Source organism: Pseudomonas sp. RL_15y_Pfl2_60 (assembly GCF_963970595.1).
Taxonomy (GTDB): domain Bacteria; phylum Pseudomonadota; class Gammaproteobacteria; order Pseudomonadales; family Pseudomonadaceae; genus Aquipseudomonas.
Genome location: NZ_CAXAOE010000004.1, coordinates 246757 through 263889, shown reverse-complemented (window position 1 = coordinate 263889; position 17133 = coordinate 246757). Strand labels below are relative to the sequence as shown.

The following is a 17133-nucleotide window of genomic DNA, read 5'->3' as shown; positions in this document are numbered from 1 at the left end:
GCAAAGCGCCGCCCCAGCAGGGGCGGGCTGTTTTGCAGGCGAAAGCGGTCAGCCGCTCAAACCGAGCAGCGGTGGTGGGCAGCGTTGATACCAGCGAGTGGCTTGCTCGTAGGCATGGGCCAGTTGCAGCACGGCCATGTCGGCTTGATGCTTGCCGATGATCTGCATGCCCATGGGTAATCCTTGCTCGTTGAAACCCACCGGCACGTTCGCTACCGGGCAACCTGACAACGTGCCTGGGATCACCACTTCCATCCAGCGGTGATAGGTATCCATGGCGACACCGTCGATTTCTTTTGGCCAGTCGAGGGTCTTGTCGAACGGAAAAACCTGCGCGCTGGGCAGCAACAGATAATCGTATTTTTCGAACAGGCGACTGATGGCTCTATACCAGTCGGTCCGCGCGGCCGATGCGCGATAGACATCCATCGCCGACAGCGCCAAACCACCTTCGATTTCCCAGCAGGCTTCGGGTTTTAATTGCTCGCGTTGCTGTGGATCGGCATAGCGGCCACCGAGTGAGCCAGCCACCAACCAATGGCGCAGAGTAAGCCAAGCGTCCCACAAACGCTCGGGTGCGTAGTCGCTGCGGGCGTCTTCGACATGGCAACCCAGAGCCTCGAAGTCAGTCAGGGCGCGTTTGCACAAATCCAGCACCCCGCGCTGCATTGGCAAATAGCCGTTGAAGTCGCCTAGCCAGCCCAGCCTTGCGCCTTTGATATCGCATTCAAGTGAGCCTGCGAACTGGGCTCCTGACTCGCTGATTGACAGGGGCGAACGTGGATCGCTGCCAGCCTGTGTTGAAAGCAGCATGGCAACATCGCGCACGCTGCGGCCCATAGGGCCTTCATAGCCAAGCTGATCGATAAAGTAGTCGGCACTGTCATCGAAGGGCACGCGTCCTTGGGAGGGCCGAAAACCTATGACGTTGTTGAACGCAGCAGGGTTGCGCAGCGAGCCCATCATGTCACTGCCGTCGGCCACCGGCACCAGTTGCAGAGCCAGTGCTGCACCGGCACCGCCACTGCTGCCACCGGCCGTGCGGCTTGGGTCATAAGCGCAGCCGGTCACGCCGAATACCGGGTTATAGCTGTGCGAACCCAGCCCGAATTCAGGGGTGTTGGTCTTGCCGATAAAAATGGCGCCCGCCCCACGAATACGCTCGACCATAATGCCGTCGTTCTCGGGTATAAAGTCACGCAACAAGGGTGAGCCCGCCGTCGTGCGGATGCCTTTGGTCAGTGACAAATCTTTGATCGCATGGGGCAAGCCATGCATCCAGCCGCGGTATTCACCGCGCGCCAGTTCGGCGTCGCATTCATCTGCCTCAGCCAGCAACACATCGGCGGGTTGCAAGCTGACAATGGCATTTACCGCTGGATTAAAACGCTCAATATGCGCCAGGTAATCACTCATCACTTCACGACAGGACACCTGGCGCAAGCGAATACGTTCAGCCAGTTCATGGGCCTGAAGTTGGACGAGTTCACTAATCTTGGGGTTATTGCTCATTAAGGCTCGCTCAAGAAAGTCGTTATGAAGGAGAGCATTCTCACTCAAGCGCGGCGCCGGCCTGAACGGCTGCGCGCCTGAGTGCTTACCCCGGAGTGTCGCCACATTGCAGTTGAGGGAAAAGCTCAATTTGGTTACTGTTGCTATTAATAAAACTAATAGCTAACTAAGGGCCGTTATGACTACAACCCGCCTGCCGCCGCTTAACGCAGTACGTGCTTTTGAGGCGGCGGGGCGCCTGGGTAGCTATGTTGCCGCTTCTAAATCACTGCATGTGACTCAACCAGCAATCGGCCGCCATGTGCGCCTGCTGGAAGATTGGCTTGGCGTGCAATTGCTTGAACGCACATCACGCGGGGTTAGCTTGACCCCTGCTGGGCAGCGTTATTTCGACAAAGTGTCCATCGCCTTGCAGCAAATTGCTGAGGCCAGCCTGGAGCTCACACCCGGAGGTTCTGCGCGTTGGCTGAAGATTTTGGTGGTTCCAGCATTTGCCAAGCGTTGGTTGATGCCGCATTTGGAGTCGTTGCGCCAGGAGCGGCCAGGGCTAAAGGTGGCCATTGAACCGAACCCTACCTTCACTGAAGTCGATGCCAATGTGTTTAGCCTGGGTATTGTCTACGGCATGCCCGGAGAGTTTTCTCAGAGCGAAGTGATGTTGCTGCGACCACAGGTGTTCCCAGTGTGCTCACCTGAATACTTGGACTCCCATGGACCTCTGCGCAGTATTGATGATCTGGTGCAGCATGAATTGATTCACGTCGACGAGGGTGAGTGGTGGAACGCTTGGCTAGAGGCGAATAATCATCAATTGCGAGTCAGTTCGGAGGTGGGTTACGTGAGTAATGACCATGCTTTGTCGATGGCCGAGGCGGGCGCGGGTGTTGCCTTGGCCAATGACGTTCTAGTGCGCAAAGAGCTTGAGTCAGGCCAATTAGTTCGTCCGTTGCCCCAGCAGGTGCGGTTAGAAAGTTATCAGTTATTGATTCCAGCAGGGCCCCGCAGCGCGGATATGGAGTGGTTTGAGGGTTGGCTGCAATCTATCCTGGCCAGAGAATTCCCCGCGGCCGTTCCGAAGGCTTCTGGCTAATCAGCGGGGGGCAGCCAGCGACAAGGATTTCACGCCCTTGTCGCCGGCTTATTGCCGTGCCGAATCAAGAGCCCAGCATTGCGACCAGCGCGGGTACTGTGAGTACGGCGGTGTAAAACCCCATAAACTGCACACCGATATTAAAGCCCAGAAAGCGCGACAGAAATCCGCCGAGCAGGCCTATGGTGACGATCACCAATAGCCCAAGCAGGCCACCTTCCCAAATGCCGATGACCAGAATCAGGCCGACAAATGTCGCGATCACGGCTTCGTGGCTGATTTTGCGTGACACGTATGAGGCGGCTTTGTGGGCGTAATTCATGGTGAATGGGTACGCGATCAGGATCGCGATCACCACGGCCAGCATGCCATAGCCCAGAAATTCCCAAGTCGTCAGCAGGGTGTGCAGGTTTTCCACCTGGCCGCTGGCGTTTTCAACGGTGAAGCGCGGCGGTGCATTAAACAGGGGGGCGGCAGGGCCAGCCGCTACCGGGCTCAGTGGCAAGCCAAAGGCAATCAATGGAATCAGTGCCTCGGCAATATAGGTGGCTTCGGTAACACCGTTTCTGGCGGTGATCACAGTGGTCAGTCGGTGGTAGACATGCTTGACCCTTGAGCCGACCACTTCGCCGAGTATCACCGTCATTGCCACAGGGCTGAAGACAAAGGTCGCGCTGGAAATGGTTGCTGTAGCCGCCGTCCACAGGCTTTGTTTTCGGTCCATGACCTTCAGTGGATTCGGGAAAAAGCCGCCCCAGCTTTTCACATCGGGTGAGAGGGAAAAGGTCCGCACTTCATCGCGGCGCATTTTGTCTCTTTCAGCCGGCGCAAGCATGGAAAATAGCGCGGCGATCAACGGGCCAATGGCGATGCCGAGAAAATAACTGACGCTCAGTTTTACCCCGTATTGCGCGGTAAGTGTCTGCAAGCCGACGATGATCATGACGAACGGAATCAGGGTCAGGACTGCTGCAAGGCGACCTTTTGAAAACCAGGCAATGGCGATTGCGGCAGCCAGAAACACCCAAGGTGCGGCGTGTTTGATGATGTCGCCAAATGGGGTCAGCAACACCGCAAAGAGCACGGCCATGGGCACAGCGAGCAATGCCGCAATCACAGCACCAGAGATCATTTTGCGCAAAGCAATGTGAGGCACGCCCAAGTTGCGCAGAAAATTGGCCTCGCGCATTAACGGGGTTGCCATGGTGTCACCCGGAATGCCCAGCAATGCTGTGGGTACAGCGTGGGTCATGTGCTTGGCTACCGCGCCCGCTAAAAAGAAGGTGAGGACGCCGGGAGCAGGTACACCGAGCAATACAACGAGCAAGGTCAAGGGGGCGAGGGTGGTGGTTTCGTCACTGCCAGAGATAAGTCCGATGCCAGCAAAAACGATGGCGCCGAGAATGCCCATGCCCAGTGCAATCATGATTTGATCGAGTAAAGGCATTATTGTGTCGCTCCAGTGTGGGGCTCGGCGGCGTTTGGCGTGTGCTCTGAAGTGGAAGGCATTGGCGCTGGGCTTCTCAGCGATTTTTCATAGTCGGCGAACAGCTCATAGAGGTCGAGCTCATGCAGCTCCGCCACTGTTTCAGCGGGTAGGTCGCTGATTCGGCCAAGATCACCGAATTCGCTTTGCAGCTCTTTGAGTACTTCCGCTCGCCAGGCAGGATCGGCTTCGTGTTCGACGACATGCCGTTTAGGTTTGAACAGCTTTGCACTGATGGCGCCCCCCACGAGGCAGCCAACAATCCCGATTAGCATGGCGTACGCGCGGGCCATTTGCGGCGAGTCGACCCAGTTGACGAGCAGCGACTGGGCAACAAAGAACGCGCTTAAGCTAACGACCGCGCCAATGGCGATGGCATAGGTCAGGTGGCGACCGTTTACTGTGTCACCCCAGACTTCGTATAGATCCGGCTTCAAAGGAATTCTCCTGTGCCCTTGCGGGCTCTTATTGTTATTAATCAACAGCTGCGGCTGAACTCAGACCCCCATTACCTTTTTAGTGAGTAATGCGCGAGCAACACTGGAGCTTGTTTTGCGGTTTAACGCAGCGTTTATAAAAACGCCGGTTTCAATCAGTGACTCAAGGTTTACACCATGCTTGAGACCCAAGCCATCGAGCAGGTAGATCAGGTCTTCGGTGGCGACATTGCCGGTTGCACCCGGCGAGTAAGGGCAGCCGCCCAGCCCGGAGACCGAGCTGTCGAAGACCCGAACCCCAGCCTCGATAGCCGCGTAAATATTGGCGATTGCCATGCCATAAGTGTCATGGAAGTGTCCTGCGAGGGCATGCAGCGGAATCTGCTGGCTGCAGGTCGAGATAAGGGCTTTGGTCGATGCCGGAGTGCCGGTGCCAATGGTGTCGCCCAGACTGATTTCATAGCAGCCCGACTCGTAGAGGGACGCGCCAATGGCTGCGACAGTCTCAGGCTGTACGTGGCCGGTGAACGGGCAGCCCAATACACAGGAGACATAGCCGCGCACTTGAATGCCGGCTTCGCGGGCACGAGCCGTGACCGCCTGCACGCGGTTCAGGCTCTCGGCAATTGAGCAGTTTGTGTTCTTTTGCGAGAACGCCTCCGAGGCCGCGACGAACACCGCGACCTCTCGGCAACCTGCATCAAGGGCCGCTTCCAGACCTTGCAGATTAGGCACCAGAGCTGTCCAGTTAACACCGGCGCGCGCCGGCAGTTGTTTGAGCACTTGGTCGGAGCCGGCCATTTGCGGCACCCAACGGGGCGACACAAATGCCCCGGCTTCGAGTGTGCGCAGACCGGCATCCGCCAAGCGGGTCAGCAATTGCACACGGGTTTCTGGCGAAAGGGTCAGTGCTTCGTTCTGTAATCCGTCTCGCGCACCGACCTCGACTATGCGAACCGAATTGACCTCGGCCATTGCCATTACTGCGCGCGCTTCTGTTTCAACAGTTCGCTGGCCTTATCCGAGCGCACATCCCGCGCCTCGACCATCTGCTTGACCAGCCAGCTGACTTCTTCGCCCCGTGCACCGGCGGATAACGCGATGTTGCGCGCATGTAGGGCCATGTGGCCGCGCTGAATGCCCTCGGTAGACAATGCGCGTAATGCGCCCAGATTTTGCGCCAAGCCAACTGCAACGGCGATTTCGGCCAGTTCCTGGGCGGTCTTGACGCCGAGGATTTTTAGCGACAACTGCGCCAACGGATGGGTCTTGGTGGCGCCACCGACCAGGCCAACCGGCATCGGCATTTCCAAGGTGCCAACCAGGTGCCCCTTTGCGTCCTTCTCCCAGGTGGTTAACGAGCCGTAATGACCGTTCCGACAGGCATAGGCATGGGCGCCAGCCTCAACCGCGCGCCAATCATTGCCGGTGGCCACAATCAGCGGGTCGATGCCATTCATGATGCCTTTGTTATGCGTGGCGGCGCGGTAAGGGTCGACCACTGCGAAATTGTAGGCATCGAGAATGCCTTCGATCACGTCCTCACCCTTGTAGTCGGTTGTTGTCAGGTGTTCCGGGGCGATACGGATTTGTGCGCGCGCCAGGCGCAGGTCGGCGAGATTGGACAGGATGCGCAGGCGAACTTTGCCGCCAGTGATTTCCTCCATCAGCGGGGCAACTGCCTCAGCCATGGTGTTGACTGTATTGGCGCCCATGGCATCGCGTACATCGACGATCAGGTGCGCAACCAGCATTGGCCCGCGTGGGCTCTGGGCAAAGGTGTGTACCTCGATGTCGCGGCAACCGCCGCCCAGGCTGTTTAGCAATTGGTCCTTGCGGTTCGCCAGTTCAATGATCTCGTCCTTGCGCCGCATCAGGCTCAGGCGCGCATTGAATGGGTCTTCAATCTCGACGATTTGCACCTGGGCGCGCATCAGCGGCAAGCTGCTGGAGGTCATGAATCCGCCAGCTTCGCGTGCAAGCTTTGCCATGAAGGATGCCGCGGCCACGACCGAAGGTTCTTCAACCACCAGCGGCACTATGACGTCACGCCCGTTGATTTGAAAATTGCTGGCCAGCGCATACGGTAGCTCGAACTTGCCGATGACGTTCTCGATCATACCGTCGGCGATCTCCAGCGGCAGCGCGCCAGCCTCGCTAAGCAGCGCTATGTCTTCGTTGGGCAGTTCAAGTAGTGCTTGCAGGTGGCCGAGGCGCTCGGCAGGGCTCATGTTGCGGAATTTAGGCAGGCGCGAATCGATGCTCATGGGGAATCCTGTTGCAGTTATTATTTTCGATTGGGTTCACCTTAATTCCGACTGTAACCATAAAAAAGGTACAGTAAGGGCAAACAGTATCGGCTGTGTTTTTTGTCTTACCTGTTCAGGAATTTGAACCATGATGCGTCTGACCCTGGCCCAGCAGCTGGCAACCACGCTGGCCGAGCAGATTGCGAACGGCACCTACCATGAAGGCGACCGTTTACCCTCGTTGCGCGAGAGTGTCAGCCTGCTCGGTTATTCCAAAAATACGGTGATCAATGCCTACGAATTGCTCGCCTCGCAGGGGTTGATCGAGGCGCGTCATGGCCAGGGGTTTTTCGTCAAGCAAGTGCCAGTCAACGCTGAGCCGGAAGAGCCACAGTCCTACGCGCGGGCCATGGACACCATCTGGCTGATGCGCCAGCAGTTTGTCCGTGAACCGAGCCAGTCGCCGCTCGGTGAGGGCTTCCCGCCGGTTGATTGGCTGATGGATTTGCGCCTGGACAAATTCACCCGGCAAATCATGCGCACCGGGGTGACGACCCTGTTTCGCTACGGAAATCGCCTGGGCAATGCCGGGTTGCGCCAACACCTGGTGCAGAAACTGGCGAGCTACGCCATCGCCGTTAAGCCACGGCAGATAGTGACGACCCATGGTGCCAATCACGCGCTGGACTTGATCATCCGCCGCTTCGTGGCGTCTGGCGATACAGTGTTGGTCGAGGACCCAGGCTATTACCCCTTGTTCGGCAAGCTGCAGTTGCAAGGCGCCCGGATGTTGCCCGTGCCCCGGCTGCCAGATGGGCCGGACATTGAAGTGCTTGAGCGCATGTTGCGGGTCGAGAAGCCGAAGCTGTTTTTTATCCAGTCAGTGGGGCATAACCCGACGGGCTCGGACATCTCGCCGAGCAAAGCCCATCGCCTGGTCAAGCTGGCCGAGGAACACAACTTCATCCTGGTCGATGACGATGCCCTGGCTGATTTCAAGCCAGCCTCGGCAATTAAGGTATCGGCGCTGGATCAACTGAAACACTCGATTTACGTCGGCAGTTTTTCCAAGTCAGTATCGGCCGCGCTGCGGGTTGGATTTATCGCCGGCAGCAAAGAGGTGATTGATGAGCTGGGCGATTTGAAGATGTTGTTGCACACAAGCTCTTCCGAGTTCAGCGAGCGCATCGTCGATGTGATCCTGGCGGAAGGTCACTTCCTGCGGCATCAGATTCGCCTGCAAGAGCGCCTCAAGGCAGCGACCGAAGCAGGTTTGCAGATGCTCGATGAAATTGGCGCCGAGGTGTTCTTCCGGCCAGAGCAGAGCCTGTACCTGTGGGCAAGAATGGCGCACATCGATGATGCCCGCGAGTTGACCCGCCAGTTACTGCCCAAGGGTTTCATGATTGCGCCCGGGCATATTTTTTCACCCGAGCAGTCAGGGGTTAACCCTTGGACCCGACTCAACGTGGCTTATCTGAATGACCCATTGCTTAAGGCCGTACTCAGCAATCCATGAGTCAGAGATGAATCAGGCCCGCCGAACATTGCTTGGGGTCGTATTTGCCAACATATGGATTGCTCCAACCCATGATGCAGCCCAGTTGCTGGTTGCGTTGGCGCTCCCAGTTCTTGACCGGATAAGTACGATTCCAGACGTCGTACAGTTGGCGGTTCTTTTTCGACAGGCGCAGTTTGTAGCGGTCGCTCATGTACAGATAGGTACGGGCGATCATGCCGCGTACCGACTTGCGTGGCATCGCGACCCTGGCTTTGAAATCCACCACCATCGGGCAGGCGCCATATTGGCTGGGTGATTGCGGTAGCCAGCCGTAGCGGAAGTTGCTGCGATCACCGTTGATCTCGCCGATACCGGGAACCAGATTGAACAGGTCTGCCTCGGCGCGCTGATAGATTTTGTCGTTTTTCGAGCAGTTCTTGCGCCCACCCTGTTGCCAGCATTGGCGTTGGTGGCCGATTTCCCAAGCGGGAACAATGTGCTCCCACTCGATTCGCGAGGCGCGGTTGCGGTTTTTACGAGGGGTGTAGCCGCAACTCTTCAAGTCGATGTGTTTACCGCGGAATTTGCAGCCGCAGTAAAACTCGGTCGATTGCTTGGCATAGAGTTTCCAGCCGATCTTCTTTGCCTCGCTGAAGGTGCGCGGCGGGCTCGCCCAGACACTGGCGCACAGCAACAGGCAAACCAGGAAGGTCATCACACGAACAAACATACAGCTTCGTCCAAAAGGGACGCATCATAGCAACTGGCGAGTATTTGCCAAGGCTGTATAACTAGTTGTATCTGTTCATGAATTTAATTTTTACTGAGATGAGCGAGGCATGTCTCACGGGCATGATGGCCGCCATCGATCAGACGCTGGACGTGATCCTGACGTGCGCGGGCTGCATCGGGTAGACTTGCCGCCTATTTGATCAGCCAAGAAGCTCGCCCATGGCCCTGCCTTCCACTACGTACAAAATTGAGTTGAACCTTACTGATATCGATCGCGGGATTTATCAAAACCTGCGATTCACGGTTGCCCGGCATCCATCCGAGACGGAAGAGCGTCTGGCTGTGCGCCTGATTGCCTATGCGCTGTTCTATGACGAACAACTGGCGTTTGGTCGCGGCCTGTCTGATGTCGATGAGCCGGCGTTGTGGGAAAAAAGCCTGGATGACCGTGTGCTGCACTGGATTGAAGTGGGCCAGCCAGACAGCGATCGCATTACATGGTGTTCACGGCGTACCGAGAAATTCAGCCTGGTTGCCTACGGCAGCCTGCGCGTTTGGCAGACCAAGGTGCTGGCGCCAGTTCTGAACCTGAAGAACATCAATGTGGTCGCGCTGGGCCAGGAAGAATTGGCCAGCCTGGCTCTGGATATGCCACGCGCGCTTAACTGGAGTGTGATGATCAGTGACGGCGAGTTGTTCGTCACCGACGAGCGCGGCCAGCATGAGATACCAATGGAATGGCTCAAGGGCGAGCGCTAGGTAACCTCTGAAAAACTACTGCGCTCGATATTACTGGGGCAGCCCGTGCTGCGTTAAAAAACTGCTCAAAATGCTCATTTACAACACGTAAACTCCGCTTTTTCGCAGTTTTTTGCCTTGTCCTATCGTCGCTCGCTACCTTTTTCAGAGGCTCCCTAGACGCTGGTATCGCTGAGGGTGAACAGTCTGTGTTCACCCTCAGTCGCTTTACTTATTTAGCCGTTTGGTTGCAATCAAGACATCCAGAACTTGATAAACGAATCAAACGACAGCGCCACGCCGACGCAGGTCGCAATCACCGCGAGAATGCCAAAACCGAGCATCCAGTTTGGGTGATGGTAGTCCTTGCCGACAATGTTCGGTTTCTTCGCCGCAATCAGAATACAGCCCAGCGCCAGTGGCAACACCAGTGCATTGAGCGTGCCCGCAATCACCAACACTTTGACTGGCTGGCCGACAAGGCTGTAAATCAGTGTCGAGCAGACGATAAAGGCGATCACCACACGTTGATTGTGACGCTTGATGCTCTCATGCAGCGAGTACATAAAGCTGACGCTGGTGTACGCCGCGCCAATCACCGAGGTGATTGAAGCCGCAAGCAACACAACCCCGAATATCTTGTAGCCGATGGTGCCCATCGAGTGTGAGAACACTGAAGCGGCCGGGTTGCCCGGATCAAGAATCAAGCCCTGGCTGACCACACCGAGTGCGGCGAGAAACAGGCACACACGGACGGCGCCAGTGGTGGCGATGCCAATGACTGCTGCGCGAGTGACAGCGCCGACGTTTTCGATGCCGGTGATGCCCGCGTCAACCAGGCGATGGCCGCCGGAGAAGGAAATGTAGCCGCCGACCGTGCCGCCAACCAGGGTGACGATTGGCAGCAGCAGGAGCATCGGGTCATCCGGGTTGATGCTTTGTGACAAGGCTTCAAGCAGCGGCGGGTTCGATTGCAGCATGGCGTAGCCGATCATGCACAGCATCACCAACCCAAGCAGCTGCATGACCTTGTCCATGACCCGCGCAGCATTGCGCATCATGAAAATACCGATGATGGCGACCGCCGCGATGATCGAGCCAATCACCGGCGGCACGCCAAACAGCACGTTCATGGCCAGGCCAGCGCCACCAATGTTACCGATATTGAAGGCGACACCGCCGAGCACGATAAACCCGGAAATCAGATGGCCAACCCCAGGCAATACCTTGTTGGCGACATCCTGACCGCGCAGGTTGGAGACGCTGAGAATGCGCCAGATGTTCAGTTGCGCGCCGATATCGATCAGCAATGAGATAAGAATGGCAAAGGCGAAGCTTGCCATGTATTTGGCGGTGAACAACGAGGTCTGGGTCAGAAACGCCGGCCCAATCGATGAGGTCGCCATGATGAATATCGCGCCGCGCATTACGCTACGCTGTTGTCCGGGGACGGTGTCTAGAGTGCTTGCCGTTGGTTGCATGATTACCTTCTTTTTTTTGGAGTTTGGCAGGTCGTTATTTAGAAAAGCGGTGCAGTCAGAATTGTTGTTGTGCTGATTCTTGTAGGGGCTAGATCACGCCCAATTGCTCATTGCGAATATCACAAACAAGCATATGGCCGGGCGCATGGGTGATCGCCAGTGGCGGTTTGCTGTGCATGGCCACGGCTTGCGGGGTCACGCCGCAGGCCCAGAACACAGGGACTTCACCGTCATTGAGGTGTGACGCACTGCCGAAATCAGGTTGCGCCAGATCGCCAATGCCCAGCGCTGCCGGGTCGCCAATGTGTACCGGAGCGCCATGCACACCGGGGAAGCGCGAGGTCACCTGTACGGCGCGCACCACTTTGTCGGCGGGCATCGGTCGCATGCTGACCACCATCGGGCCGCTGAACTGGCCAGCAGGCCGACACTGACGATTGCTGATGTACATGGGCACGTTGTGGTTGTCTTCGATATGCCTGACCGGTACGTCATTGGCCAATAGGGCGCTTTCAAAGCTGAAGCTGCAGCCAATCAGAAAGGCGACCATATCCTCTTGCCAGTGGGCCGATATATCGCTGACTTCTTCGTCGAGCACGCCGTGGCGGTAAATCCGGTACTTGGGCAAGTCAGTGCGGATGTCTGCGCCGGGTGCGGCATAGCGCGATACGGCTGAACCCACATCGGTGACATCCAGCAGCGGACAGGCTTGCGGATTGCGCTGGCAGAACAACAGAAAGTCATAGGCCTGGGCTTGATTGACGATCAACAAATTCGCCTGAGCAAAGCCAGCAGCCAATCCAGCGGTTGGGCCGGTAAATTCTCCTCGGCGAATTTTCTGGCGTAATTGCTCAGGGCTCAAACTGTTCAATGGCTGCATGACCTAGTCTCCGAAAGCCATTAAACCCAGTGGGTCAGTAGCTGTTTATGTAGGTGTTGCGCGGTTTCCAGCGCCATGGGTTTAAGCTGCAACTCAGTGCCGGGTAAACACTGCGCCAACTGAGCGACTGCGCTTGGTGTCAGCGCGCCAAGGCGCGGGTAGCCACCAATGGTTTGCCGGTCGTTGAGCAAGACAATGGGTTGGCCATCGCTGGGGACTTGAATGGCACCAAGCGGTACGCCTTCGGACACCATCTGCTGGCGCTCGCAACGCAATGCCGGGCCGAGCAAACGAATGCCCATGCGATCGGCCCGCTGATCAACCTTCCAACTGCTGTTGAATGCATCGAACAGGCTTTGTCCGGTGAAATCTGCGATCTGCGCACCCAAAACCACCGGCAGGACGATTTTCGTCGGGCGTTGCGGCAGCCGTTGCGCATCCAGTTCCCGTGGTTCGGGAAGGCGACTGGTGTCGCGCCATTGCAGGCGGTCATGGGTTTGCAGTGCCTGTCCATCACCGTGCAAGCCGCCAAGTTGATCGCGCTTCACGCTTGAGCAACTGCCCAGTACCTGCGGGGCGACAAAGCCGCCAGGTGCCGCGATATAAGCGCGCACGCCGTCGACCGGGGAATGGAAGCGCAGGCGCTGGCCACGGCGAACGTTGAAGCTGCGCCAGGGGCCGATTGGCTGATCATCCAGTTTGGCACCCAGGTCTGCGCCGCACAGCGCCAGGCAAGTGTCGGCTTCGGCGAGTAGTTCAAGGTTGCCGAGGGTGACCTCAATCACCGCAGCATCGAGCGGGTTGCCGAGTAGCCAGTTGGCCCAGTTTTGTGCGATCCAGTCAGCGCCGCCACCTTGGGTTACACCCAGGTGACGCACGCCAACGCGCCCCATGTCCTGCAGATTCGCGAGGGCGCCACTGCGTTCAATTAACAGGCTCATGCTTTGGCCTCAAAGGGTGTGTCATCGCCGCCCAGCTTGATAAATTCGGCATGATCAATGGGGACAAAGCGGACGCGGTCACCGGGCTGGAGCAAGCTATAGCCATCCAGTTCGCGGTCAAAAAGACGCGCAGGACTGCGTCCGATCAAGTTCCAGCCACCCGGCGATTGCAGTGGATAAATCGCGGTTTGCCGATCGGCAATGCCCAGGCTGCCTGCCGGAACTTGCTGGCGCGGTGTGCTGAGACGTGGGCTTGCCAGCACTTCGTCAACCAAACCCATAAAGGCATAGCCAGGTGCAAAGCCCAGGGCGAATACCTGGTAAGTATGTTCGCTGTGCAGCTTTATGACCCCGGCATCACCCAGCCCGGTACGTTCGCCGATGGCTTGCAGTTCAGGGCCGACGCTGCGCTGGTACCACACGGGAATTTGTTGTTCACGCCCGGCTTTGCTGGCTTGCGGTTGCAAGTCAGCCAAGGCTTGTTGAATCAATGCGCGCGCTTGGCGGTCATCAATTTGCTTGAGGTCATATTGCAGCAGCACCGTGGTGTAGGAGGGGACAAGCTCAAGCAGCGCACCGGCGAAGGTTTCGCGCAGGCGCTCGGTGGCGGCCAGCAGCCACGGCATGTTGTCTTCGGCGATCTCGTCGAACAGGCGCAGCATCAAGCTGTCGATGGCGACGACTTCGATGCGTGGCTTCATGCTGGAAGAGCCTTCAATGCAGCGCGAATCTGTTGCACCGCGGCGATTGAACCGGCGTTATCGCCATGCACGCAAAGGGTGTCGGCGCGCAGTTGCAAGGCGCTGCCATCTTCAGCGGTCAAGGCCGTGCCAGTTGCGAGGTCGGTGGCTTGTTTGACGATGGTTTCAGCTTCGTGGTGCACCGCGCCTGGTTTGGCGCGGGAGACCAGCATTCCAGCGGCATCATAGGCGCGGTCAGCAAATACCTCGAACCACAGTGTGATCCCGATTTCGTCAGCCAGGCGCTGGCTGGCACTGTTGTCACGGGTAGACATCAGCATCAGCGGCAATTCGGGGTTGTAGCGGGCAACCGCCTGCATGACTGCACGCAGCGAGTCCGGGTTGCGCATCATGTCGTTGTACATCGCGCCGTGTGGCTTGACGTAACTGACTTGGGTGCCTTCAGCGCGGCAAATGCCTTCGAGCGCGCCAATCTGATAAAGCAGCATGTCTTCGATTTCCTGCGGGCTGCAGGCCATGGAACGACGCCCGAAACCGACCAGATCGGGATAGGCAGGGTGCGCACCGATACGTACTTGATGAGCCACGGCAAGGGCCACGGTACGGCGCATGATGCTGGGGTCTGAGGCGTGAAAGCCGCAGGCGATATTGGCGCAGTCGATGAACGGCATTACTTCGGCATCAAGGCCCATGCGCCATGCGCCAAAGCTCTCACCGATATCGCAATTGAGGAGTAAACGACTCATTGAAATCCCCTGTTTATTATTGGCGTTCAGAATGCGAACTAGAATTTCTTTGACAAAACGATGATATTTTATCGATAAAACGTCAATGTATTTTTTGCCGATAATCTTCTGTTTAGTCGTCTGCCGGACAAATGGCTTTGTTGTATCCTTGCCGGCAGCCACCTGCTAAAACAGCAATAAACTCAAGCAACTCAGGCTAAATAACGGAATTCAGATGATCGACGGCAACTCTTCACGGACCTCGCGCAGTTCAATTGTGGCCTCCAGTCACCTGGCAGAGCAGTCGCAAGAACTCTCGCAAATGGAGTTCGGCATGATCATCGCGGGCAACGCTTTTATGCGCTGGATGGAACGCTGCATGAAGGCCGCGGGCGGCGTTGAAATGAATGCCCTCGATGTGATGGTGCTGCACAACCTGGTCAGTCGTGGCCGGGCGAAGCGCCAAGCAGATATTTGCCTGCTATTAAATATAGAAGACACTCACACTGTGACCTACGCCTTGAAGAAACTCAGCAAGCTGGGTTTTGTCGTGGGTCAAAAACAAGGCAAGGAAATGTTTTATCAGGCCACTGAAAAAGGGCTTGAGCTATGCGCCGAATACACCGAGATTCGCCAAGAGTGCCTGATCTCAGCCTTTGAAAATCTCAATATCAATCCCGAGGACATTCATCGCCTCGCGGGTATGTTGCGCGCGATGTCCGGGCTTTATGACCAAGCCGCCCGTGCTGCGACCTCTTTGTAAAACTGCGCAAGCGTTTTGTTGTGCAGCCATTCTGGATACTGATTAATGCGTATTGAACCTCGCCCACTGCCAGACGTCCTGCCTGACTTGGGCAGCCTGCCACCTTTGCTGACGCGCCTGTATGCCGCGCGTGGCGTGCAATCCATCGCTGAGCTGGATAAAGGCCTGGCACGGTTGATTCCCTACCAGCAACTCAAGGGTATCGATGCGGCGGTTGATTTGCTGGTGACGGGTCTGAAGCAGCGCCAGCGCATGCTGATCGTCGGTGACTTCGACGCGGATGGCGCCACGGCCAGTACCGTTGGCGTGCTGGGCTTGCGGATGCTAGGCGCCGCCCACGTCGATTACCTGGTGCCTAACCGCTTTGAATATGGCTACGGCCTGACCCCGGAAATCGTCGCCGTGGCGCTTGAGCGTGAGCCGCAATTGCTGATCACCGTCGATAATGGCATCTCCAGTGTTGAGGGGGTGGCGGCGGCCAAGGCGGCTGGTTTGAGTGTGCTGGTTACCGATCACCACTTGCCCGGACCCGAATTACCGGCGGCGGATGCAATCGTTAACCCAAACCAGCCGGGCTGTGAATTCCCGAGCAAAGCCTTGGCTGGTGTCGGCGTGATGTTTTATGTGCTGCTGGCGCTGCGTGCGCGCTTGCGGGCTATTGGCTGGTTCACTGAGCAATCCATTCAAGAGCCGAACTTGGCTGAACTGTTGGATTTGGTCGCGCTGGGAAGCGTGGCTGACGTGGTACCACTGGATGCCAATAACCGCATCCTGGTGCACCAAGGTTTAGCGCGGATTCGAGCCGGTCGAGCGCGCCCCGGTTTGCGCGCGGTGCTTGAGGTTGCTGGGCGCCAGCATGGACGAATTACCTCCACCGACCTGGGTTTTATCCTTGGGCCACGCTTGAATGCGGCTGGGCGGCTGGATGATATGAGCCTGGGCATCGAGTGCCTGCTGTGCGATGACGAAGCGCTGGCTCGCGACATGGCAGTGGAGCTTGATCAACTTAATCAGGATCGCAAAAGCATCGAACAAGGCATGCAGCGCGAAGCCTTGGCGCAACTCAAGGATTTGCCGGTTGAAGACATGCCCTTTGGTTTGTGCCTGTACGAACCTGATTGGCATCAGGGCGTAATTGGTATTCTCGCCTCGCGCCTGAAAGAGCGTTATCACCGGCCAACCATTGCTTTCGCTGATGCGGGTGATGGTGTGTTAAAAGGCTCGGCGCGTTCGGTGCCGGGCTTTCATATTCGCGATGCGTTGGACGCGGTTGCAGCCCGGCATCCGGGGTTGATCAGCAAGTTTGGTGGCCATGCGATGGCGGCGGGTTTGTCCTTGCCAGAGCTTAACTTCCCGGCCTTTGCCGAGGCATTTGATGGCGAGGTGCGCCGTCAGTTGGTCGAAGATGATCTGACCGGCCGTCTGTTTTCAGATGGCACGCTGTCACTTGAAGAATACAACCTCGAGCTGGCACGTGCGCTGCGTAACGCCGGGCCATGGGGGCAACATTTCCCCGAGCCGCTTTTTCATGGTGCATTCCAGCTTGTGCAGCAGCGCTTGGTGGGTGAGAAGCACCTGAAAATGGTGCTGAAAACCGAATGTGGCGGGCAAACTCTGGATGCCATCGCCTTTAATATCGACCGCGACCAGTGGCCGAATCCGACGGTACGTTGGGTCGAGTTGGCCTACAAACTCGATGTGAATGAGTACCGTGGCAACGAGACGGTACAACTGATGGTTGCGCATTTGGCAGCTCGCTAAAAACGCAGCGCTCATAATGGGCAGGCTTGCGCAGGTTGTGGCCACGCCCAGCTTGCTCGCCATGGCTCGGCAAATCGCGCAAATATTTGCGGCTGCACGCCTGTAGGTATTATCTGCCTGCCTGTGCGCAATATGC

At 57.3% G+C, this 17133-nt stretch carries 16 protein-coding genes; 5 read left to right on the top strand and 11 right to left on the bottom strand.

Translation table 11 applies throughout. The annotated features are described in order from the left end of the window. Positions 1–48: 48 nt before the first annotated feature. A complete protein-coding gene (locus AACY26_RS12900) occupies positions 49–1512 on the bottom strand; it encodes an amidase (protein ID WP_339514620.1) in 1464 nt (487 codons plus the stop codon). Between the two features lie 178 nt (positions 1513–1690). Between AACY26_RS12900 and AACY26_RS12895 the strand changes: the two genes are divergently transcribed. Beyond that, positions 1691–2602 carry a LysR substrate-binding domain-containing protein gene (locus tag AACY26_RS12895; protein WP_339514618.1) on the top strand — a complete coding sequence of 304 codons (912 nt, stop codon included), beginning with the start codon at positions 1691–1693 and terminating at the stop codon, positions 2600–2602. A gap of 64 nt (positions 2603–2666) precedes the next feature. Here AACY26_RS12895 and AACY26_RS12890 read toward each other — a convergent pair whose 3' ends face one another. The 4 genes from AACY26_RS12890 to AACY26_RS12875 are packed head-to-tail and all read right to left on the bottom strand — an operon-like array spanning position 2667 to position 6792. After that, on the bottom strand, positions 2667–4049 hold the full coding sequence (locus AACY26_RS12890) for a tripartite tricarboxylate transporter permease (protein WP_339514617.1): 1383 nt from the start codon (positions 4047–4049) through the stop codon (positions 2667–2669). Then, positions 4049–4525: a hypothetical protein gene (locus AACY26_RS12885; protein ID WP_339514615.1), complete on the bottom strand. Its 477-nt coding sequence runs from the start codon at positions 4523–4525 to the stop codon at positions 4049–4051. The genes AACY26_RS12890 and AACY26_RS12885 overlap by 1 nt, the downstream gene beginning before the upstream one ends. 60 nt (positions 4526–4585) lie before the next feature. Beyond that, positions 4586–5500, bottom strand: a complete 915-nt coding sequence (locus AACY26_RS12880; RefSeq protein WP_339514613.1) for a hydroxymethylglutaryl-CoA lyase — start codon at positions 5498–5500, stop codon at positions 4586–4588. Positions 5501–5505: 5 nt separating this feature from the next. Continuing rightward, the gene (locus AACY26_RS12875) at positions 5506–6792 is read right to left on the bottom strand and encodes a hydroxymethylglutaryl-CoA reductase, degradative (RefSeq protein ID WP_339514611.1); all 1287 of its coding nucleotides are present in this window, start codon (positions 6790–6792) and stop codon (positions 5506–5508) included. Positions 6793–6922: 130 nt separating this feature from the next. On the opposite strand from AACY26_RS12875, the gene AACY26_RS12870 reads away from it, so the two are divergent. Next, positions 6923–8293, top strand: a complete 1371-nt coding sequence (locus AACY26_RS12870) for an aminotransferase-like domain-containing protein (protein WP_339514609.1) — start codon at positions 6923–6925, stop codon at positions 8291–8293. A gap of 1 nt (position 8294) precedes the next feature. On the opposite strand, the gene AACY26_RS12865 is transcribed toward AACY26_RS12870, so the two are convergent. Next, positions 8295–9005 carry an endonuclease I family protein gene (locus AACY26_RS12865; RefSeq protein WP_339514607.1) on the bottom strand — a complete coding sequence of 237 codons (711 nt, stop codon included), beginning with the start codon at positions 9003–9005 and terminating at the stop codon, positions 8295–8297. Between the two features lie 221 nt (positions 9006–9226). Between AACY26_RS12865 and AACY26_RS12860 the strand changes: the two genes are divergently transcribed. Then, positions 9227–9766 (top strand): YaeQ family protein, encoded by a 540-nt coding sequence (locus tag AACY26_RS12860; protein WP_339514605.1) that lies wholly within the window; start codon positions 9227–9229, stop codon positions 9764–9766. Between the two features lie 233 nt (positions 9767–9999). On the opposite strand, the gene AACY26_RS12855 is transcribed toward AACY26_RS12860, so the two are convergent. The 5 genes from AACY26_RS12855 to AACY26_RS12835 all read right to left on the bottom strand — a co-directional run bounded on the left by AACY26_RS12855 (position 10000) and on the right by AACY26_RS12835 (position 14494). Then, positions 10000–11226: an NRAMP family divalent metal transporter gene (locus AACY26_RS12855; protein ID WP_339514603.1), complete on the bottom strand. Its 1227-nt coding sequence runs from the start codon at positions 11224–11226 to the stop codon at positions 10000–10002. Between the two features lie 88 nt (positions 11227–11314). Then, positions 11315–12106, bottom strand: coding sequence for a putative hydro-lyase (locus AACY26_RS12850; protein WP_339514601.1), 792 nt, complete (start codon positions 12104–12106; stop codon positions 11315–11317). A gap of 20 nt (positions 12107–12126) precedes the next feature. Then, a complete protein-coding gene (locus AACY26_RS12845) occupies positions 12127–13047 on the bottom strand; it encodes a 5-oxoprolinase subunit C family protein (RefSeq protein WP_339514599.1) in 921 nt (306 codons plus the stop codon). Further along, positions 13044–13748 (bottom strand): 5-oxoprolinase subunit PxpB, encoded by a 705-nt coding sequence (gene pxpB / locus AACY26_RS12840; protein WP_339514597.1) that lies wholly within the window; start codon positions 13746–13748, stop codon positions 13044–13046. The genes AACY26_RS12845 and pxpB overlap by 4 nt, the downstream gene beginning before the upstream one ends. Next, positions 13745–14494 (bottom strand): 5-oxoprolinase subunit PxpA, encoded by a 750-nt coding sequence (locus AACY26_RS12835; RefSeq protein ID WP_339514595.1) that lies wholly within the window; start codon positions 14492–14494, stop codon positions 13745–13747. The genes pxpB and AACY26_RS12835 overlap by 4 nt, the downstream gene beginning before the upstream one ends. Before the next feature lie 214 nt (positions 14495–14708). On the opposite strand from AACY26_RS12835, the gene AACY26_RS12830 reads away from it, so the two are divergent. Then, on the top strand, positions 14709–15236 hold the full coding sequence (locus AACY26_RS12830) for a winged helix DNA-binding protein (RefSeq protein WP_339514593.1): 528 nt from the start codon (positions 14709–14711) through the stop codon (positions 15234–15236). A gap of 45 nt (positions 15237–15281) precedes the next feature. Further along, positions 15282–16997, top strand: coding sequence for a single-stranded-DNA-specific exonuclease RecJ (gene recJ, locus AACY26_RS12825; protein WP_339514590.1), 1716 nt, complete (start codon positions 15282–15284; stop codon positions 16995–16997). The last annotated feature ends 136 nt before the right edge of the window (positions 16998–17133 follow it).